Source organism: Micromonospora sp. NPDC047467, from assembly GCF_040643095.1.
In the GTDB taxonomy this organism is placed as follows: domain Bacteria; phylum Actinomycetota; class Actinomycetes; order Mycobacteriales; family Micromonosporaceae; genus Micromonospora.
This window is the reverse complement of sequence record NZ_JBEYTO010000013.1, coordinates 81,803-101,609: the sequence shown is the minus strand read 5'-3', so window position 1 is coordinate 101,609 and position 19,807 is coordinate 81,803. Positions and strand designations below refer to the sequence as shown.

At 73.0% G+C, this 19,807-nt stretch carries 17 protein-coding genes; 11 read left to right on the top strand and 6 right to left on the bottom strand.

Annotated features, from left to right (window positions below; all coding sequences use genetic code 11):
- Nucleotides 1–230 precede the first annotated feature (230 nt).
- The 4 genes from ABZ780_RS28605 to ABZ780_RS28590 all read left to right on the top strand — a co-directional run bounded on the left by ABZ780_RS28605 (nucleotide 231) and on the right by ABZ780_RS28590 (nucleotide 4,858).
- Nucleotides 231–3,398, top strand: coding sequence for a sensor histidine kinase (locus tag ABZ780_RS28605; RefSeq protein ID WP_357006951.1), 3,168 nt, complete (start codon nucleotides 231–233; stop codon nucleotides 3,396–3,398).
- On the top strand, nucleotides 3,395–3,802 hold the full coding sequence (locus tag ABZ780_RS28600) for a roadblock/LC7 domain-containing protein (protein WP_007465177.1): 408 nt from the start codon (nucleotides 3,395–3,397) through the stop codon (nucleotides 3,800–3,802). The genes ABZ780_RS28605 and ABZ780_RS28600 overlap by 4 nt, the downstream gene beginning before the upstream one ends.
- An 86-nt stretch (nucleotides 3,803–3,888) precedes the next feature.
- A complete protein-coding gene (locus tag ABZ780_RS28595) occupies nucleotides 3,889–4,254 on the top strand; it encodes a DUF742 domain-containing protein (RefSeq protein ID WP_007465174.1) in 366 nt (121 codons plus the stop codon).
- Nucleotides 4,235–4,858: an ATP/GTP-binding protein gene (locus ABZ780_RS28590; protein WP_357006954.1), complete on the top strand. Its 624-nt coding sequence runs from the start codon at nucleotides 4,235–4,237 to the stop codon at nucleotides 4,856–4,858. The genes ABZ780_RS28595 and ABZ780_RS28590 overlap by 20 nt, the downstream gene beginning before the upstream one ends.
- Nucleotides 4,859–4,899: 41 nt before the next feature.
- Here ABZ780_RS28590 and ABZ780_RS28585 read toward each other — a convergent pair whose 3' ends face one another.
- Genes ABZ780_RS28585 through ABZ780_RS28565 form a run of 5 tightly spaced genes read right to left on the bottom strand, consistent with a single transcriptional unit; the run spans nucleotide 4,900 to nucleotide 12,452 of the window.
- Nucleotides 4,900–5,988 (bottom strand): uroporphyrinogen-III synthase, encoded by a 1,089-nt coding sequence (locus tag ABZ780_RS28585; protein WP_357006957.1) that lies wholly within the window; start codon nucleotides 5,986–5,988, stop codon nucleotides 4,900–4,902.
- Nucleotides 5,988–6,335, bottom strand: coding sequence for a nitrite reductase small subunit NirD (gene nirD, locus ABZ780_RS28580; RefSeq protein ID WP_357006960.1), 348 nt, complete (start codon nucleotides 6,333–6,335; stop codon nucleotides 5,988–5,990). Before nirD ends, ABZ780_RS28585 begins: the two co-directional genes overlap by 1 nt.
- Nucleotides 6,332–8,836, bottom strand: coding sequence for a nitrite reductase large subunit NirB (gene nirB / locus ABZ780_RS28575; RefSeq protein WP_357006963.1), 2,505 nt, complete (start codon nucleotides 8,834–8,836; stop codon nucleotides 6,332–6,334). Before nirB ends, nirD begins: the two co-directional genes overlap by 4 nt.
- A complete protein-coding gene (locus ABZ780_RS28570; RefSeq protein ID WP_357006965.1) occupies nucleotides 8,833–10,272 on the bottom strand; it encodes an FAD-dependent oxidoreductase in 1,440 nt (479 codons plus the stop codon). The genes nirB and ABZ780_RS28570 overlap by 4 nt, the downstream gene beginning before the upstream one ends.
- Nucleotides 10,269–12,452, bottom strand: coding sequence for a molybdopterin oxidoreductase family protein (locus ABZ780_RS28565; RefSeq protein ID WP_357006968.1), 2,184 nt, complete (start codon nucleotides 12,450–12,452; stop codon nucleotides 10,269–10,271). Before ABZ780_RS28565 ends, ABZ780_RS28570 begins: the two co-directional genes overlap by 4 nt.
- 236 nt (nucleotides 12,453–12,688) lie before the next feature.
- On the opposite strand from ABZ780_RS28565, the gene ABZ780_RS28560 reads away from it, so the two are divergent.
- The 7 genes from ABZ780_RS28560 (at nucleotide 12,689) to glmM (ending at nucleotide 18,148) form a co-directional block, all read left to right on the top strand.
- Nucleotides 12,689–13,396, top strand: a complete 708-nt coding sequence (locus tag ABZ780_RS28560; RefSeq protein WP_357006972.1) for a methyltransferase domain-containing protein — start codon at nucleotides 12,689–12,691, stop codon at nucleotides 13,394–13,396.
- Between the two features lie 80 nt (nucleotides 13,397–13,476).
- Nucleotides 13,477–13,734, top strand: coding sequence for a DUF6364 family protein (locus ABZ780_RS28555; RefSeq protein ID WP_357006975.1), 258 nt, complete (start codon nucleotides 13,477–13,479; stop codon nucleotides 13,732–13,734).
- Nucleotides 13,724–14,017, top strand: coding sequence for a hypothetical protein (locus ABZ780_RS28550; RefSeq protein ID WP_151488090.1), 294 nt, complete (start codon nucleotides 13,724–13,726; stop codon nucleotides 14,015–14,017). The genes ABZ780_RS28555 and ABZ780_RS28550 overlap by 11 nt, the downstream gene beginning before the upstream one ends.
- Before the next feature lie 126 nt (nucleotides 14,018–14,143).
- A complete protein-coding gene (locus ABZ780_RS28545) occupies nucleotides 14,144–15,526 on the top strand; it encodes a nitrate/nitrite transporter (RefSeq protein WP_357006978.1) in 1,383 nt (460 codons plus the stop codon).
- A gap of 209 nt (nucleotides 15,527–15,735) precedes the next feature.
- Nucleotides 15,736–16,179 carry a 50S ribosomal protein L13 gene (gene rplM / locus ABZ780_RS28540; RefSeq protein WP_007465158.1) on the top strand — a complete coding sequence of 148 codons (444 nt, stop codon included), beginning with the start codon at nucleotides 15,736–15,738 and terminating at the stop codon, nucleotides 16,177–16,179.
- Nucleotides 16,180–16,199: 20 nt separating this feature from the next.
- A complete protein-coding gene (rpsI, locus tag ABZ780_RS28535) occupies nucleotides 16,200–16,673 on the top strand; it encodes a 30S ribosomal protein S9 (RefSeq protein WP_357006981.1) in 474 nt (157 codons plus the stop codon).
- Between the two features lie 116 nt (nucleotides 16,674–16,789).
- Nucleotides 16,790–18,148, top strand: coding sequence for a phosphoglucosamine mutase (glmM, locus tag ABZ780_RS28530; RefSeq protein ID WP_357006983.1), 1,359 nt, complete (start codon nucleotides 16,790–16,792; stop codon nucleotides 18,146–18,148).
- Between the two features lie 150 nt (nucleotides 18,149–18,298).
- On the opposite strand, the gene ABZ780_RS28525 is transcribed toward glmM, so the two are convergent.
- Nucleotides 18,299–19,495 carry a pyridoxal phosphate-dependent aminotransferase gene (locus ABZ780_RS28525; RefSeq protein ID WP_357006986.1) on the bottom strand — a complete coding sequence of 399 codons (1,197 nt, stop codon included), beginning with the start codon at nucleotides 19,493–19,495 and terminating at the stop codon, nucleotides 18,299–18,301.
- Nucleotides 19,496–19,807 lie beyond the last annotated feature (312 nt).

Here is a 19,807-nt window from a genome sequence, read left to right as displayed (position 1 = left end):
CATACACGCGTGACCACTCTGGAGTTACATGCCCTGTTCAGGGGCTTGCGGAAATGAAGGTATCAGTTGACCGGATCACGGGTTCCGCGCCGTCCGACCGTTTCCTACCGCCCTGCGGCTTCCCAAACAGGATCTTCTCTGATGAAATCGCGGCCGTGCCGCGCGTGGTCCCCTCCGCTTTCGGCATGGTTCGGTGGGTCAGGCGGGGAAGAAACGACGGAGGCGATGTCGTGAGCACCGGACCGACGACCCTGCCCGCACCCGGCGACGCCGCTGGGCGTACGCGTCGACGGCTGCCGAGACTGCGGGACGCCCGGATCCGGTCCAAGCTGGCGCTGATCCTGGTCGTTCCGGTGGCCGCGGTGATCGCGCTGGCCACCGTCCGACTCATCTCGGTGGGCGAGGGCGCCTTCGACGCCACCCGGGCGCGGTCGCTCACCGCGCTCTCCATCGACGTCAGCGCGCTGACCCAGGACCTTCAGTCCGAGCGGATGGCCGCGGCCGCCTACCTGGCCGCCCCGCAGCAGCCGGCCGACACCTACAACCTGCGGGTGCGCCAGACGCAGCAGCGGGTCGACGAGTACCGCGCCGAGCGGGCCCGGATCGGCGAGGTGCCGGCGGTCCTGCGGGGCCGGCTCGCGGCCATCGACGAGCACCTGTCCACGCTGGACGGCACGCGCCAGGAGGTGCTGGACCGCCGGCAGATGGCGGTGGCCGAGGCGGTGCTGCGCTACGGCGTCATCCTCACCGACCTGGTCGCCTACGGCGACGGGCTGGCCCAGCTCCCCGGCGAGGAGGGCCTGTCGGACAGCCGTCGGGCGGTCGCCGCGTTCGCACGCGCCAAGTCGTCCGTCGCGGAGGAGCAGGCGGTCGCCTTCACGGCGCTGACCGCCGGCCAGCTCGACCCGGAGCAGTTCTCCTCCTTCGTGGCCACGCTGACGAGCCAGCAGGAGGCCCTGGTCGCCTTCGCGCTCGCCGCCGACCCCGGGCAGCGTGCCCTGGTCAACAACACCGTCTCCGGTGACGCGGTCGGCCTGGCCGACCGGGTGGCCGCCGACATCACCCGCTCGGTCGGGCAGCGCCCGCTGGTCAGCGCGCAGGACGCCACCGCCGCCATCGGCGCGGTCAACGACCTGATGCGCTGGGCGGAGATCCAACTACAGGACCGGCTGCTCGCCCAGGCCGACGAGGCGCGCTCCGACGTCATCCAGCAGGCCGTGGTCGAGTCGATCCTGGTGCTGCTCACCCTGATCATCGCCATCTCGCTGGCCGTGGTGCTGGCCCGTTCGCTCAACCACTCGCTGCGTCGTCTTCGCGAGGGTGCGCTGTCGGTGGCCAACCACGACCTCCCCGACGCCGTGAAGCGACTGCAGAACATGGGCAGCGTCGGCGACGGCGGCGTGGAGGAGATCGTCCGGCAGGTCCGGGACCCGATCCAGCTCAACAACCGCGACGAGGTCGGCCAGGTGGCGTTGGCCTTCAACGTCGTCCACCGGGAGGCGGTACGCGTCGCGGCCGAGCAGGCCGCACTGCGTACCAGCGTCTCGGCGATGTTCCTCAACCTGGCCCGCCGCAGTCAGACCCTGGTCGACCGGATGATCGGCGAGCTGGACGCGATCGAGCGCGGCGAGGAGGACCCGAAGAGGCTGGCGCAGCTCTTCGAGCTGGACCACCTGGCCACCCGAATGCGCCGCAACGACGAGAACCTGCTGGTCCTGGCCGGCGCCGACTCCGCCGTACCGCGCCGCGACGACGCGTTGGTCGTGGACGTGCTGCGCGCCGCCCAGTCCGAGGTGGAGCTCTACAACCGCATCGAGTTCGGCACCGTCGACACCGACATCTCGGTGGCCGCGCACGCCGTCAACGACGTGGTGCGGCTCGTCGCCGAACTGCTCGACAACGCCACCCGGTTCTCGCCGCCGAACACCACGGTGGTCGCCGACGGTCGCCGCATCCGCGACTACGTGCTGATCCAGATCGAGGACCGCGGGCTCGGCCTCAGCGACGAGCAGCTCGACTCGCTCAACCGGCGGCTGGCCGCGCCGCCCAGCGTGGACGTCGCCGCGTTCCGGCTGATGGGTCTGGCCGTGGTGAGCCGGCTCGCCGCCCGCTACGGCATCCGGGTGGAGCTGCGCCGCAACGTGGAGGGCGGCACCGTCGCCCAGGTGACGCTTCCCGCCGCCACCGTGGTGCTGCCCGTCAACCGGGGCCGCGACCAGGCGCTCACCCGGCCGCGCCAGCCGATGGCCGTCGAGCAGGCGCCACTCACCCCGGTTGGTCACGCCGAGTCGTACGCCGGAGCGACCACCGCGGCGGCGACGCTGCCCGACCAGTGGCGGACCAACGCCCCGACGCCGACGCAGTGGCAGTCGCCGCTCGACACGCGGGACACCACCCCCGCCGTGCAGGCCGGCGGCTTCTCCGGAGCACGCCCGACGGTGCCACCGGCCGCGGCGCCCGCCGTCCCGGTTCCGCCGTCCCGGCCCGCGTACAGCAACGGCGCGGGCGCCTCGCTGGGCGGCCCGACGGTGGCGTACCCGACCATCGACCCGCTGCCCCGGCGCGGCTCGACGGCCGACACCACCGACGGTCGGACCGCGCCGGTGCTGCCGGTCGGGCCGGTCGCCGGCCCCGGCGCGGTCGCGCCGCCCGCCGCACCGCCGGTCGCGCCGCCGGTGCCGGCCGCTCCGGTCAGCACCCGGCCCGATTTCCCGGCCGAGGCGCCGATCTTCCGGGAGATGGAGGCGGTCTGGTTCCGGTCCCACGGGGACGACGCCACCGCGATCTTCACCCGACCGCAGTTCGACGAGCCGCCGGCACCCGCCGACGCCGGCCTGGCCAGCACCGTGCGGCCGGGCAATGGCGGTCAACCGGCCGCCGCGCCCGCGCCGACCGTGACACCGGCCCGACCGCCGCTGCCGACGCGCACCCCGGGTAGCTCCGGCGACGGCACCGGTTTGGCAGGCGGGGGAAGCATGGACGGGTTCAGCAGCGGAAGCAACGGCGGTCGCGAGGCCGCGACGCCCTCGGCGCCACCGTCGTACTCGCCGCCGCCGCCGGCCGCCCGGCCGGTGCCGGCCGCGGCCACCGCCCCGAGCGCGCCCCCACCGCCCGCAGTCGACCCGGACGCCTGGCGGACCGCGGCGGACGAGGGCTGGTCCCGGGCCAGCCGTGCCGCCGAGCCGGCCCCCGCGGGCACCACCCGCTCGGGTCTGCCCAAGCGGGTGCCGCAGGCGCAGCTCGTGCCGGGCGGCATCGAGCCCAAGGCTGGCCGGGACCGCAGCCGGCGGACTCCCGATGAAGTACGCGGCCTGTTGTCGGCCTACCACCGCGGCGTGCAGCGCGGCCGGACGGCCGGGACGGATCTGAACAGCACCTCGACCAAGGAGAGCCGATGAACAGGCCAGCTGCCATGCAGGACATGGGTTGGCTGCTCACCAACTTCGCCGACAGCGTGGCGGGGATCGCCCACGTGGTGGCGGTGTCCGCCGACGGACTGCTGCTCGCCTCCTCCCGGGACCTGCCGGGGGACCGGGCGGATCAGCTCGCCGCCATCACCTCCGGCGTGGTGAGCCTGACCGAGGGCGCGGCCCGCATGTTCAGCGCGGGTGGGGTGTTGCAGACCGTCATCGAGATGGACAGCGGCTACCTGTTCCTCATGTCGATCAGCGACGGCTCGTCGATGGCCGTGCTCGCGGCGCGAAGCTGCGACGTGGGCCAGGTGGGCTACGAGATGGCGCTGCTGGTGGAGCGGGTGGGTGCCGCGCTGGTGCCGCTGCCGCGTGACGCGGTGCGCTCGTAGCGCCGAGACCCGGCGCGGACCACGCGCCGGAACAGGGATGGGAGGCGGTGTGAGCCGGCTCCGCAGGGACGAGGAGGTGATCGAGGATGGACCAACGACGCGCTGACCCGCGCGGCGCTCTGGTGCGTCCGTACGCGGTCACCCGCGGTCGTACCGAGCCACGGCAGGACATCGCCCTCGAGGCGGTCCTCACGGCCTCTCCCACCCAGGTTGCCGAGTCCCGCTTCGCGGGGCACGACAAGCACCGCATCGCCACGGTCTGCGAGGGCCGGGCACAGTCGCTGGCGGAGATCGCCGCGTACACCCGGATGCCGCTAGGCGTCGCCCGGGTGCTGGTCGCCGACATGGTGGCCGAGAGCCTGCTGACGTTACACACTGCTGCTCCCGCCGAGGGGTTCGAGGAGCGGATGGAACTGCTTGGAAGGGTGCTAAGTGGACTTCGCAGGCTATGACCCCGCTGGGGGGCGGCCGGGCCGGGGAATCGTCTCCGCGAAGATCGTCGTCGCGGGCGGGTTCGGCGTCGGTAAGACGACCCTGGTCGGTTCGATCTCCGAGATCACACCGCTGACGACAGAGGCGTTGATGACCGCGGCCGGCGTCGGCATCGACGACCCGTCCAAGGTGCCGGGCAAGGAGACCACCACGGTCGCCATGGACTTCGGCCGGATCACCATGGCCCAGGACCTGATCCTGTACCTCTTCGGTACACCGGGTCAGACCCGCTTCTGGTTCATGTGGGACGAGATCATCCGGGGTGCGGTGGGTGCCGCCGTGCTGGTGGACACCCGTCGGATCACCGACGCGTTCGCCCCGCTCGACTACTTCGAGAACCGCAACCTGCCGTACGTGGTGGCGCTGAACCGGTTCGACGGCGCTCCCCAGTACGAGCTGGACGAGGTCCGCGAGGCGTTGGCCATCTCGCCGCAGGTGCCGCTGGTGATGACCGACGCCCGGCACCGGGACTCGGTCAAGCAGGTGCTGGTGACGGTGGTCGAGCACGCCATGCTCCGGCTGCAGGCCGAGCAGGGTCGAGGGTTCCCGACGCCGGTCGGCTGACCGCCACGGCCGGCCGGCGTACACCGGCCGGCCGTGACAGCTCAGTCGACCCGGAGCCGGTAGCCGCGCTTGACCACGGTCTGCACCACGCGCGGCGCCCGGAGGCCGGCCCGCAGGCGGGCCACCGCCATCTCGACAGCGTGCTCGTCCGCGCCCCGGGGCAGCGTGCGCAGCAGCGCCGTACGCGACAGCACCCGGCCGGGGGACTGGGCCAGCGCCCGCAGCACCGCCATCGGGGCGGGAGCCAGCGGGCGCAGCTCGCCGTCGATCACCGCGGCGTGCCCGCGCAGGGTGAGCAGGTGCCCGCCGGCCTTGAACGTCATGGTCCGACGGGGTAACTCGTCGACGATGGTCCGCACCAGCGCGCCCAGCCGTGCCCGGCCCGGTGCGCTGACCGGCACCCCGTGCCGCAGCAGGGGCTCGGCGGTCACCGCGCCGACGCAGCTGGCCAGCACGTCGCTGCGGAACGCGGACACCACCGCATCGGTACGGTCTCCGGCCGCGCGGAGCAGCGCCTCGGTCGCCGGTGCCGAGGTGAACGTCACCGCGTCCACCAGCCGGCCGGCGATCAGGTCGATCAGCCGGTGCAGCGGTGCCAGATCGGTCGGCGGCGCCCAGCGGTAGACCGGCACCTCGATCACCTTGGCACCGGCCGCCTCCAACGCGAGCGTGCACTCCGGCTGCCGCTCACCGTGCAGCTGCATGGCGATCACCTGCCCGGCCACACCGCGCCGGCGCAGGTGGTCGACCACCTCCTCGCAGCTCTCCGAGGCCGGCGACCACTGGTCGTGCAGCCCGGCCGCACGGATCGCGCCCCGCGCCTTCGGGCCCCGGGCCACCACGTACGTGCTGGCCAGCACCGAGCGCAGCGGCTCGGCCAACCCCCAGCCCTCGGCCGCCTCCAACCACCCGCGCATGCCGATGCCGGTGTTGGCCATCAGGATGTCCGGCGGCTGGTCCAGGCAGGCGCGCGTCGCCTCGCGCAACTCGGTGTCGTCGGACAGCGGCACGATCCGCAGCGCCGGGGCGAGCACCACACGAGCGCCCCTACGTTCGAGCAGCGCGGCCAACTCGTCGCGCCGCCGGTCGGCGGTCACCCCGATGGTGAAGCCGGCCAGTTCCTCCCGCATCAGCCCTCCCGTCGCAGCCGCACCTCGACCAGCCCGTCACGGCAGCGCGCGTCGTGCCGGGCCACGGTTACCCCGGGCAGGTCGAGGCAGGCGCCGGTGCGCAGGTCGTACACCTGCTTGTGCAGCGGCGACGCGACCGTCGGCACCCCGGCGCGGCTGCCCACGATGCCCCGGGACAGCACGTACGCCCCGGCGACCGGATCGCGGTTGTCGAGCGCGAACAGCCCGTCGGCGGTGCGGAAGAGGGCGACCTGCACCCCGTCGACCAGGGCGGCGACACCACGGTCGGGCTCCAGCCGGTCGAGGGGGCAGACCGCAGTCCAGTCCAGTGTGCTGTGCTGGCTCATCGCCGTACCTCCGGTAGGCCCAGCGCCACCGGCTGCCGGCGGTGACCGTGCGCCGGCACCGGTTGGCCGCGTTCCTGGGTGAAGGTGATCGACGGGTCGGGCACGTCGGGGGCGTTGACGAAGGACGTGTAGCGGCGCAGCCGGTCCGGATCGTCCAGCACGTCGCGCCACTCGTCGGAGTACGAGGCCACGTGCCGGGCCATCGCCGCGTCGAGGTCGGCGCAGAGCCCCAGCGAGTCGTCGACGATCACCGCGCGCAGGTGGTCCAGGCCGCCGTCCATCGACTCGATCCAGCCGGCCGTGCGTTGCAGGCGGTCGGCGGTGCGGATGTAGTAGATGAGGAACCGGTCGATCAGGGTGATCAGTTCCGACGTGCTCAGGTCGGTGGCGAACAGGTCGGCGTGCCGGGGCCGGAAACCGCCGTTGCCGCCGACGTAGAGGTTCCAGCCGGTCTCGGTGGCGATGATGCCGAAGTCCTTGCTGCGGGCCTCGGCGCACTCCCGGGCACAACCGGAGACCGCCGACTTGAGCTTGTGCGGGGCGCGCAGCCCGCGGTAGCGCAACTCCAGTGCCACGGCCAGCCCCACCGAGTCCTGTACGCCGTACCGGCACCACGTTTCGCCCACACACGACTTCACCGTGCGCAGCGCCTTGCCGTACGCGTGGCCGGACTCGAAGCCGGCGTCCACCAGTCGCTGCCAGATCTGCGGCAACTGCTCCACCCGTGCCCCGAACAGGTCGATCCGCTGGCCGCCGGTGATCTTCGTGTAGAGCTGGAAGTCCCGGGCGACCTCGCCGATCACGATCAGCTTCTCCGGGGTGATCTCGCCGCCGGGGATCCGGGGCACCACCGAGTAGCTGCCGTCGCGTTGCAGGTTGGCCAGGAAGTGGTCGTTGGTGTCCTGCAACGAGGCCTGCTCGCCGTCGAGCACGTGCCCGCTGCCCAGCGACGCGAGGATCGAGGCCACCACCGGCTTGCAGATGTCGCAGCCCCGCCCCCGACCGTGCTCGGCGACCAGTCGCGAGAACGTGCGGATGCCGCGCACCTGGACGATCTCGAACAGCTCCCGCCGGCCGACATCGAAGTGCTCGCACAGCGCGGTGGACTGCGCCACCCCGGCCGCGTCCAGCAGTTGCTTGAGCATCGGCACGCAGGAGCCGCAGCTCGTGCCGGCCCGGGTGCACGCCTTCAGCGCCGCCACGTCCGCGCAACCATCGGCGATGGCCGCGTCCACGTCGCCGCGGGTCACCGCATTGCAGGAGCAGACCTGTGCGGCGGCGGGCAGCGCGCCGGCGTCCGCGCCGCCGCCGTCCGGCGCGAGCAACGCCAGCGGCGCGGCCGGCAGCGGGCCGCCCACACTGGCCCGCAATGTCGGGTACGCGCTGGCGTCGCCCACCAGCACCCCGCCGAGCAGGGTGTGCGCGTCGTCGGAGAGGACCAGCTTCGCGTAGACCCGGGTGGCCGGGTCGGTGAACGTGACGTCCAGGCAGCCCTCGGTGGTGCCGTGCGCGTCGCCGAACGAGGCCACGTCGACGCCGAGCAGCTTCAGCTTGGTGGCGGTGTCCGCGCCCGGGAAGGTCGCCGCGCCGCCCACCAGCCGGTCGGCCACCACCTCGGCCGTCGCGTACCCCGGGGCGACCAGGCCGTGGCAGGTGCCGTCGACCGCCGCGCACTCACCGACCGCCCAGATGCGCTCGTCGGCGCTGCGGCAGGTCGCGTCGACAAGCACCCCGCCGCGCGGACCAAGCGGCAGGCCGGCGGCCCGAGCCAGCTCGTCCCGGGGCCGGATACCGGCGGCCACCACCACCAGGTCGGCGTCGACGCTGCGGCCGTCGGAGAGTTCCAGAGCCTCGACCGCGCCGTCCGCGCCGGCCCGGATCGCCGTGGTGGCCACCCCGAGGTGGGTACGCACACCCAACTCCTCGACGTAGCGGCGGAGCATCGCCCCGCCGGCCTGGTCGACCTGCACCGGCATCAGGCGGGGCGCGAACTCGACCACGTCGGTGCTCAGACCCAGCAGCCGCAGCGCGTTCGCGGCCTCCAGCCCGAGCAACCCACCGCCGATCACCGCGCCGACCCGCCGGCCCTCCGCGTACGCCCGGATCGCCGCCAGGTCGTCCAGGGTCCGGTAGACGAAGACTCCGGGCAGGTCGGCGCCGGGCACCGGCGGCACGAACGGGTACGACCCGGTGGCCAGCACCAGCGCGTCGTAGGGGTATTCGCCTGCGGCGGTGGTTACCACCCGCCGACCACGGTCGATGGCGGTGGCCGGCTCACCGAGGCGCAGCCGCACCCCGTCGTGCGGGGTGTGCACGTTGAGTTCGTCCTCGCTCACCCCGTCGAAGAACGCCGACAGCCGCACCCGGTCGTACGCCGGACGTCGCTCCTCGGCCAGCACGGTCACCCGCCAGCGCCCCTCGGGGTCGCGGGCCCGCAGCGCGTCGACGAAGCGCTGCCCCACCATGCCGTTGCCGATGACGACCAGGTCACCGCCGCTCATCGCGTCACCTCCACCGATTCCGCTTGGGACAGCCAGTCGACGATGCCGCCGACGGCGTCCCGGCATCCGCCGCATCCGGTGCCGGCCCGGGTCGCCACCACCACCGCGTCGACCGTCCGGGCGCCGGAGCGCCAACAGCGCACCAGCGCGCCCTTGGTCACCGTGTTGCACTGGCAGACGGTGGCCGCGTCCGGCATCAGCGCCGGTGACGCGGCCGGAGCCACCGCGGCACCGCCCAGGGCCCGGCCCAGCAGCAGCGTCCGCCGGTCGGCCGGCACCGGGTGACCACGGTCGAAGAGCTGGATCACCGTGCCGACGGCCGGGTTGTCACCGAGCAGGATCGCGCCGGTCAGCCGCTCGTCGTGGATCCGCAGCCGGGCGTACGTGCCCCGGGTCGGGTCGGTGAAGGTCAGCTCCTCGCCCGGCCCGCCGCCCGCCGGGTCGCCCATCGCGGCCAGGTCGATCCCGGCCGCCTTGAGTCGGGTCACCACCGGTCGGGGCCGGTACCGGGCCAGCGGGTCCGTCCCGGTCAGCACGTCGGCGAGCACCCGGGCCTGGGCCCAGGCGGGTGCGACAAGCCCGGTGAGCACGCCGTCGTGTTCGGCGCAGTCGCCGATCGCCGAGACGCGCCGGTCGTTGGTGCGCAGCCGGTCGTCCACCACCACCCCGCGCCGCACGGTCAGCCCGGCGGCCGTCGCGAGGGCGGTGTCGGGGCGTACCCCGCAGCAGAGCACCAGCAGGTCGGCGGTGAGCGACCGACCGTCGGCCAGGTCGAGGCGGACACCGTCGGCGTCCGCGACGACCCCGGTCGCTCCGACCGCGAGCTCGATGGTGACGCCGAGGCCTGCGAGCGTGCCGGCGAGCACCGCGCCGGCCGCCGGGTCGAGCTGCCGTTCCATCAGGTGCCCGCGCGGGTGCACCACGGTGCTGGCCAGGCCTCGGGCGGCAAGCCCTCGGGCTGCCTCCAGGCCGAGCAGGCCGCCGCCGAGCACGAGCGCGCTGCGGGCGCCGTCGGCCAGGGCGAGGATCCGGCGGCAGTCGTCAAGGGTCCGGAAGGGGACGACCCGTTCCGGCAGTTGGGCCAGGTCGAGGCCGGGTAGCGGCGGCACCACCGCTTCGCTGCCGGTGGCCAGCACCAGGTGGTCGTAGGAGATGCGTTCACCGTCGGCGGTGTGGACCTCGCGGGCCTGGCGATCCACAGTGGTCACCGGCACGCCCGTCCGCAGGTCGATGCCGTGCCCGGCGGCCTCGGTCAGCTCCACGTCCGGCTCGTCGATCCGGCCCGTCAGCAGGGTGGAGAGCATGATCCGGTTGTACGCGCGGTGGGGCTCCGCCCCGAGCACGGTGACCTTCCGGTCGCCCTCGCGGGTGTGCAGTTCGCTCGCGAGACGGGCGCCGGCCATGCCGTTGCCGACGATCACCACGCGGGTGGTCATGCCTTCTCCGCCCGGACCGCGCAGATCTTGAACTCGGGCATCCCGGAGATCGGGTCCACCGCGTCGTTGGTGACCGAGTTGGCCCGGGCCGCCCCGGGCCAGTGGAACGGGGCGAAGATCGTGTCCGGTCGGATCCCCGGGCTGAGCCGGGCCGGGGCGCACAGCTCACCCCGGCGGGACGTGACCCGCACCGGGTCGCCGTCGTCGATGCCGAGCCGGGCGGCCAGATCGGGGTGCAGCTCGACGAACGCCTCACCGGCGGCGCGACGTAGCGCGGCCACCCGTCGGGTCTGGGTGCCGGACTGGTACTGGGCCAGCACCCGGCCGGTCGTGAAGTGCAGCGGGTACGCCTCGCAGACCTCCTCGGCCGCCGGCCGGTGGTCCACCGGGTGGAACCGGGCGCGCCCGTCCGGGGTGCCGAACCGGTCGGCGAAGAGCCGTGGGGTGTCCGGCCCGTCCTCGGTCGGGCAGGGCCAGAAGACACCGTCGGCGGCGTCGATGCGGGCCCAACTGATGCCGGCGTAGTCGGCGGTGCCTCCGGCAGAGGCGCGACGCAGCTCGGCGAAGACGGCGGCCGGGTCGGTGGGGAACCGCGCCACCGCGCCGTCCGCCCGTGCGACGGCCGTTTCGGCGGCGGACCGACCGGCGGACGGTTCGGTGCCGGCCGTTTCGGTGGCGGCCAGCCTCGCGGCCAGGTCGGAGATGATCGCCAGGTCGGTTCGGACACCCGGCGGAGGTGGGCGCAGCGCGCGTCGGCGCAGCACCCGACCCTCCAGGTTGGTCATCGTGCCGTCCTCCTCGGCCCACTGCGCGGTGGGCAGCACCACGTCGGCCAGCGCCGCCGTCTCGGAGAGCAGCAGGTCGGCGACGACCAGCAGGTCAAGATCGCGCAGCCGGCGCTCGATCCGGGTCGCGCGGGGAGCGGAGACCACCGGGTTCGAGCCGAACACCAGCAGTGCCCGGGGGCCGCCGGGAGTGCCGAGCGAGTCGAGCAGTTGGTAGGCCGGCACGCCCGGGCCGGGCAGGTCGTCGGCCGGCACGCCCCAGACACCGGCCACGTGCTCCCGGGCCGCCGGGTCGTCGATGCGCCGGTAGCCGGGGAGCTGGTCGGCCTTCTGCCCGTGCTCCCGCCCGCCCTGGCCGTTGCCCTGGCCGGTGAGGCAGCCGTACCCCGAGCCTTCCCGGCCGGGCAGACCGAGGGCGAGGGCCAGATTGACGTACGCGGTGACCGTGTCGACGCCCTTGGCGTGCTGCTCGGCGCCGCGGGCGGTCAGGATGATCACCCGTCGGCCGGTGCCCAACGCGCGGGCGGTCGCCTCCAGGTCGGCCACCGGCACCCCGGAGAGCTGCTCGGCGCGGGCCGGCCACCAGCCGGCGACACCGCGGCGGACCGCGTCGAAGCCGGTCGTACGGTCGGCCACGTACGCCTGGTCGACCCAGCCCTCGGTGAGCGCGATGTGCAGCAGCGCGTTGGCCACCGCGAGGTCGGTGCCGGGCAGCGGTTGCAGGTGCAGGTCGGCCTGGCGGGCGGTGGCGGTGACCCGGGGGTCGACGACGATCAGCTGGCCGCCGCCGCGCCGTTGCTCGGTCAGCCAGCGCACCAGCGGCGGCATGGTCTCCGCCGGGTTCGCGCCGACCAGCAGCAGGGTGTCGGCCCGCCCGAGGTCGGCCAGCGGGAACGGCAGCCCCCGGTCGACACCGAACGCGCGCAGCCCGGCGGCTGCCGCCGAGGACATGCAGAACCGTCCGTTGTAGTCGATGTGCCGGGTGCGCAACGCGACCCGGGCGAACTTCCCCAGCGCGTACGCCTTCTCGTTGGTCAGCCCTCCGCCGCCGAAGACGGCGACCGCGTCCCGGCCGGCGCTGTCCTGGATGGCGTGGATGCCGGTGACGATCCGCTCCAGTGCGGCGTCCCAGCTCGCCGGTCGCAACTCGCCGGTGGCCGGGTCACGCACCAGCGGGCTGGTCAAACGCTCCGGGTGGTCGAGCAGGTCGGCGGCCGTCCAGCCCTTCTGGCAGAGGCCGCCCCGGTTGGTGAGGAACTGGCGGGGGAGCACGGTCACCCCGTCGTCGTCCGCACGCAGCGTCATCCCGCACTGGAGTGCGCAGTACGGGCAGTGGGTCGCCACCTCCCGGGGCGCCCGCCCCGGTCGAGTTGCCGGCCATGCACCGTCTGTCATGTCGGGAAAGCGTGCCGCCGGGCGGTTTCCGGTCAGCGTCTCTTCTGTTTCGGTCCTGTCAAGTAGGGCTCACACCGCACGGTGGCATCGGACGTGACGGTTGGGTCGGTCCGCCGACCTGCCGGCCACCATCCCCGGCCGGCGAGGCCGGTGTCCCACGGTGCGGTCGGTGGTGGGCCGGCCCCGCGCAGGAGGTCTATTATTTGGGAAACTCGTCTCAACTTATGGGAGATGCGATGAGCGTGGCAGACGCCTTCGACGCGGTGGCCGGCAGCTACGACGAGGCGCGCCGGCGGCTGGTGCCCTGCTTCGACGCCTTCTACGGCACCGCCGTCCAGGTGGCCGCGCCCCCGCTTCGCGCCGCGCTGGCGACCGGTCGTACCCCGGAGGTGTTGGATCTGGGCGCGGGCACCGGCCTGCTCTCGCTGCTGCTGGCCGCCGCGGTGCCGGGGGTGCGGTTGACCCTGGTGGACGCCGCGCCGGCCATGCTGTCCCGCGCCGCCGACCAGTTGCGCGCCCGCGCCGTGCCGCACCGGACCGTCCAGGCCGACCTGGCCGACGCGCTGCCGGACGGCCGGTACGACGCCGTGGTCAGCGCGCTGGCGATCCACCACCTGGACGATGCCGGCAAGCGGGCGCTCTACCGGCGGGCCGCCGCCGCGCTGGCGCCCGGTGGGGTGTTCGTCAACGCCGAGCAGGTGGCCGGGCCGACCCCGGCGCTGGATCGGCGCTACGACGAGGTGTGGACGGCGCGGATCACCGAGTTGGGCTCACCACCCGACGAGATCGCCGCCGCCCGGGAGCGGATGCGACACGACCGGCCGGCCACCGTCGCCGACCAGTGCCGATGGCTGGCCGAGGCGGGGCTGGTCGACGTCGACTGCTTCTTCAAGGAGTGGCGTTTCGCGGTGTTCGGCGGTCGGGCCGGCGAGCAGGCCCGGTGAAATGCGCCTTTCGGTCACCGGCGGCAAGCCGGTCGGCGTGCGGATGACTGATAGTCATACCGCTGGGTAGTCTCATCCGCATGACTGCCAAGGTGACGTTGTCGTTCACGGACGAGACGATCGAGGAGGCCCGACGCTTCGCCAAGCGTGAAGGGCTCTCGCTCTCGGCCTGGATGGACCAGGCCGCCCGGGAGAAGGCGCTGCGCGAGGTCTTCACCGCGCATGCCGCCGCCGTGGGCCGCGCCAGCCTCGACCTGGAGTCCGCCGCCCTCGCCGACGCCCGCGAGGTGGGCATGGTCAACGATCTCCTCGGCGACGGACGGCCGCGTGCTGCGTAGGGGTGAGGTCTGGCGCATCGAGGGCGCCCGGGAACGCCTCGGCCTGGTGATCAGCTCGGACGTCTACAACTCCACCGACGTGCCCATCGTGATCGTCGTCGAGGTGGTGGAGGAGTCGTTGCTGCGGGATTCTCCGCTCGCCGTGTCGATGGGCCGTTACGTGGTGATGCCCGACCGGATCTCCTCACCGATGAAGAAGTGGTTCACCGACTGCGTGGACGTCGCCGACACCGACACGATGCTGCGGGTCGGCCGCGCGCTGCGCATCCTCCAGCAGCTCTGACCGCGCTCACCATCGTCGGCGGCCCGTGGTGCGGTCCCCGTATCCCGGCCGACCCGCGACGGGCACCGCCAGGTAATCGGGTGTTCCTAGCGTTTCCCCTCGTCACATTGACGAGGAGGAGCCGCCGTGAGCACGCTCACCAGCACCGCAGTCACCGCCGGGCCACCGGCCGCCACCGCGACCCGGCGCCGGCTCGACGACTGGAGACCCGAGGACCCCGACTTCTGGCGTACGACGGGCGCGCCGATCGCTCGCCGCAACCTCTGGGTCTCGATCTTCGCCGAGCACGTCGGCTTCTCCGTGTGGAGCCTCTGGTCGGTGACCGTGCTCTTCCTCGGTCCCGAGTACGGCATCGACCCGGCCGGTAAGTTCCTGCTCACCGCCGTGCCCGCCGCGCTGGGCGCGGTGCTGAGGCTGCCGTACACCCTGGCGGTGGCCCGCTTCGGCGGGCGGCGCTGGACGATCATCAGCGCGCTGCTGCTGCTCGTCCCGGCGGTGCCGATGACGGTGCTGCTGGAACCCGGTGTGTCCTACTCCACGCTGATGGTGCTCGCCTGCCTCACCGGCGTCGGCGGTGGCAACTTCGCCTCCTCGATGGCGAACATCAACCTGTTCTATCCGCAGCGGCTCAAGGGCCGGGCCCTCGGGCTCAACGCGGGCGGCGGCAACCTGGGCGTACCCGCCGTGCAGTTGGTCGGGCTGGCGGTGCTCGCCACCGTCGGTGCCGCGTACCCCCGGCTGGTGCCGGCGGTCTACCTGCCGCTGATCGTGCTGGCCGCGCTGGCGGCGGCACGCTGGTTGGACACCGTGCCCGGGGCGCGCAACGAGCCGGGCGCGCTGCGCGAGGCCGCCCGCGACCCGCACACCTGGGTCATGTCGCTGCTGTACGTCGGCACTTTCGGCTCGTTCATCGGGTTCGGCTTCGCCTTCGGCCAGGTGCTGCAACTCCAGTTCGCCGAGCGGTTCCCCACCCCCGTCGACGCCGCCTGGCTGACCTTCCTCGGCCCGCTGGTGGGTTCGCTGATCCGGCCGCTGGGCGGGCACCTCGCCGACCGGCTGGGGGGCGCCCGGGTGACCTTCTGGAACTTCGTGGCGATGGCGGCCGGCGCCGGCACCGTGCTGTACGCGGCCCGGGAGCGCTCGTTCGGGCTCTACCTGGCCGGTTTCCTCGCACTCTTCGTCTTCTCCGGCATCGGCAACGGCTCGACGTACAAGATGATCCCGGCCATCTTCCGGGCCCGGGCGGCGGACGCGGTGGCCGCCGGCCGGCGCGACCCGGAGGCCGCGACCCGGTGGGCGCGCCGGATGACCGGCTCGTTGATCGGCATCGCGGGTGCGATCGGCGCCTTCGGTGGGGTGCTGGTCAACATCTCGTTCCGCCAGTCGTTTCTCGCCTCCGGCAACGCCGACGCCGCCTACCTGGTCTTCATCGGCTGGTACGCGCTGTGCTTCGCGGTCACCTGGGTCGTCTATCGTCGTCCGAGAGCCGAACGGCTCGCTGGAGTGTGAGCTGAGACACGGTCGGCGCGTCGGCGCGCGAGACCGCACCCCCGTTTTGACCTGCGGACAGGGCGCCGGGTATCGTTGCCTGCTGTTGTACGACATCCAGAGGCGTGCCCTATCAGGTACGCTTGGTCGTTCGTGCGCGCTGGTCCGGCCTGCTAGATCTGGTCACCTCGGCGCGCGACCCCAGACCGACGACGAGACAAGGTAGACCTGTGCGTACGTACAGCCCGAAGCCGGGTGAGATCGAGCGTCAGTGGCACGTCATCGACGCCTCTGATGTCGTGCTGGGCCGCCTGGCCACCCACGCCGCCACGTTGCTGCGTGGTAAGCACAAGCCGACTTTCGCGCCGCACGTCGACACGGGCGACTTTGTCGTCATCGTGAACGCGGGCAAGGTTGCGTTGACCGGCAACAAGCGCCAGACCAAGGTCGCTTACCGCCACTCCGGTTACCCGGGTGGTCTGAAGCAGGTTGGCTACGACGAGCTGCTGACCAAGCGCCCCGAGCGGGCCATCGAGCTGGCCGTGAAGGGGATGCTCCCGCACAACAAGCTCGGCCGTCAGCTGATCAAGAAGCTGAAGGTCTACGCCGGTGCCGAGCACCCGCACCTCGCGCAGCAGCCGGTGCCGTTCGAGATCAAGCAGATCGCGCAGTGAGCGCGGGCGAAGGAAGCAGCATGACCGACATCACCGAGACCGAGGTTGCCCCGGAAGCCCCTGAGGCCACCGAGGCGCCTGCGCCCGTCGCCCGCGCGCCTCGTGGTGACCGGCCGATCCAGACCGTGGGCCGCCGCAAGCAGGCCATCGTCCGGGTTCGTATCGTCCCGGGCACCGGCAAGATCACCTGCAATGGCCAGGAGCTCGAGGCCTACTTCCCGAGCAAGGTGCACCAGCAGCTCATCAAGGACCCGCTGGTCACCGCCGAGAAGCTCGAGCAGTTCGACGTCATCGCCAACCTGCGTGGCGGCGGCACCACCGGCCAGGCCGGTGCGCTGCGGCTGGGCATCGCCCGTGCGCTGATCGTCAGCGAGCCGGACGACCGCCCGGCCCTCAAGAAGGCCGGCTTCCTCACCCGGGACGCCCGGGTCAAGGAGAGCAAGAAGTACGGCCTCAAGAAGGCCCGTAAGGCTCCCCAGTACTCGAAGCGCTGATCTTCACCAGCGCGTTGTACTTCTGACGAACGGTCGGTCCGCCTCCCTCATCCGGGGAGGCGGACCGACCGTTCCGCTTTCTCCTCATCTGCAGTGCTCATCGGAGGTTGGCGGGTATGGGTCGGTTGTTCGGCACGGACGGCGTACGCGGGCGGGCGAACGCGGATCTCACCCCCGAGTTGGCGCTCGCGCTCGCCGTGGCCGCGGCGCACACGCTTGCCGAGACAGATCGCAGCCATCCGCCGCTCGCCGTGGTCGGCCGGGACACCCGGGCCAGTGGCGAGATGCTGGAGGCGGCCGTGGTGGCCGGGCTGACCAGCGCCGGCGCGAACGTGGTGCGGGTGGGCGTGCTGCCCACCCCCGCCGTGGCGTTCCTCACCGCGGAGGCCAAGGCCGACCTCGGGGTGATGCTCTCCGCCTCGCACAACCCGATGCCGGACAACGGCATCAAGCTCTTCGCCGCCGGCGGGCACAAGCTGCCCGACGAGATCGAAATGCGGATCGAGGCGGCGATCGAGACGAACGCCACCACCGCCTGGGACCGGCCGACCGGCGCGGGCGTCGGCCGCGTGCACGACCTGCTCGACGGCGCGGACCACTACGTCCAGCACCTGGTCGGCACCGTGTCGCACCGGCTCGACGGGATCAAGGTCGTGGTCGACTGCGCCAACGGCGCGGCCGCCGACGTCGCCCCGGTCGCCTACCGGGAGGCCGGCGCGGAGGTCATCGCGATCCACGCCCAGCCCGACGGGCTCAACATCAACGACGACTGCGGCTCCAACCACATCGAGGCGCTGCGCGAGGCCGTGGTCGAGCACGGCGCCCACCTGGGCATCGCCCACGACGGCGACGCCGACCGCTGCCTGGCGGTCACCGCCGACGGCGACGAGGTCGACGGCGACCAGGTGATGGCCATCCTCGCCCTGGCCATGCGGGACGCTGGCACGCTCACCCAGGACACCCTGGTGGCCACCGTGATGAGCAACCTCGGCCTGCGGCTCGCGATGTCCGCGCAGGGCATCCGGCTGATCGAAACCAAGGTCGGTGACCGGTACGTCCTGGAGGAACTGCGCGCCTCGAACCTGGCGCTCGGTGGCGAGCAGAGCGGCCACATCGTCATGCCCGCGCACGCCACCACCGGCGACGGGGTGCTGACCGGCCTGCACCTGATGGCCCGGATGGCCGCCACCGGTCAGTCCCTCGCCGAGTTGGCGTCGGTGGTCACCAAGCTGCCGCAGGTGCTCATCAACGTCCCGGTCGGCGACCGGACCGTCGGCGCCAACGCGCCGGCAGTCCGCGCCGAGGTCGAGCGCGCCGAGGCGGAGCTGGGCGAGACCGGCCGGGTGCTGCTGCGCCCGTCGGGCACCGAGCCGCTGGTCCGCGTCATGGTCGAGGCGGCCACCGAGGCGACCGCACGCGAGGTCGCCGAGCGGATCGCCGCCCTGGTCCGCACCGCCAGCCCCGCCGTCCAGTAGCAGGCCGCGCCCTGGGCCGTTGCGCCCTGGGCCGGGTGCGCCCTGGGTCGTTGCGTCCCGGGCCGGGTGCGCCCCACGCTGGGCACGTCCTTTGGAGCTGAACCGTTTACGACATCGGCTCCACAACGATCACACGGTGGCCCGGCCGCGTCAGCGGCCGGGGGCCAGCGCGCGCAGCCGGGTGACCGCCTCGGTCAGCACCTCCGGGCGCTTGCAGAAGGCGAAGCGGACCAGCCGCCGGCCAGCGTCGGCGTCGTCGTAGAAGACCTGCGTCGGCACCGCCACCACGCCGCAGCGCTCCGGCAGTGACCGGCAGAACTCCACCCCGTCCGAGCCGCCGAGCGGGGTGATGTCGGCGGTGACGAAGTACGTCCCCTCCGGCACCAGCACCTCGAACCCGGCGTCGGTGAGCCCGCCCACGAGCTGGTCGCGCCCCCGCTGGAGCCCGTCGCGGAAGCCGGTGAAGTAGTCGTCCGGCAGGGCCAGCGCCACAGCGACCGCCGGTTGCAGCGGGGCGGCGTTCACGAAGGTGAGGAACTGCTTCACCCGCAGCACAGCTGACACCAGGGCGGCCGGCCCACTCGCCCAGCCAACCTTCCAGCCCGTACACGAGAAGGTCTTGCCGGCCGACGAGATCCGCAACGTCCGCTCCCGCATCCCGGGCAGGGTGGCCAACGGCACGTGCGGGTTCGACGCGTCGGTGAATACCAGGTGCTCGTACACCTCGTCGGTGACCGCGTACGCGTCGTACTCCTGGCACAGCTCCGCGACCAGCGCCAGCTCGGCCGGCGTGAAGACCTTGCCGGTCGGGTTGTGCGGCGAGTTGAGCAGCACCAGCCGGGTGTGCGGGCCGAACGCCGCGCGCAGTGCCGCCGGGTCGAAGGCGTACCGACCGTCGTCGGCGGGACGCAACGTGACCGGCCGCCGGACCGCGCCGGCCAGTGCGATCGAGGCGGCGTACGAGTCGTAGTACGGCTCGAAGCAGACCACCTCGTCGCCCGGCTCGCAGAGAGCGAGGATGCTCGCCGCCACCGCCTCGGTCGCGCCCGCCGTGATCACGATCTCGCCGTCGGGGTCGTACTCCAGTTCGTAGAACCGCCGCTGGTGGGCCGCGACCGCCGCGCGCAGGGCGGGAATCCCCGGACCGGGCGGGTACTGGTTCTGCCCGCCGCGCAGCGCCTCGGCCGCGGCGGCCAGCATCTCCGGTGGGCCGTCGGTGTCCGGGAAGCCCTGGCCCAGGTTGACCGCGCCGGTACGCACGGCGAGGGCGGACATCTCGGCGAAGATCGTCGTGCCGAACGGCCGCATCCGGGCCACCAGCGGGTCGACATCGGTGCTCGTCGTCACCTGCGCCAGCCTACGTCCACCCCAGCCTCACGGGTACAAGGGCGGACGCGTCGTCGACCGAACCCAACCAGCCCGCCCCAGCCCGTCGCGCCCGGCCCCGGCCGGTCGCGCCCGGCCCCGGCCGGTCGCGCCCGGCCCTGGTTCGCCCGGCCCTGGTCCGGCTCGAGCCCGCTCCCGCTTCCGCCCGTCGATCATGGAGTTGTGGTGGGGGACAAGGCGGTCAATGAATCACTAATCGGGCACCATAGCTCGATGATCGACGGCGGGAGCCCGTGTGACCAGGCGCCTCCCGCGCTCCGTCTTGGCGATCTT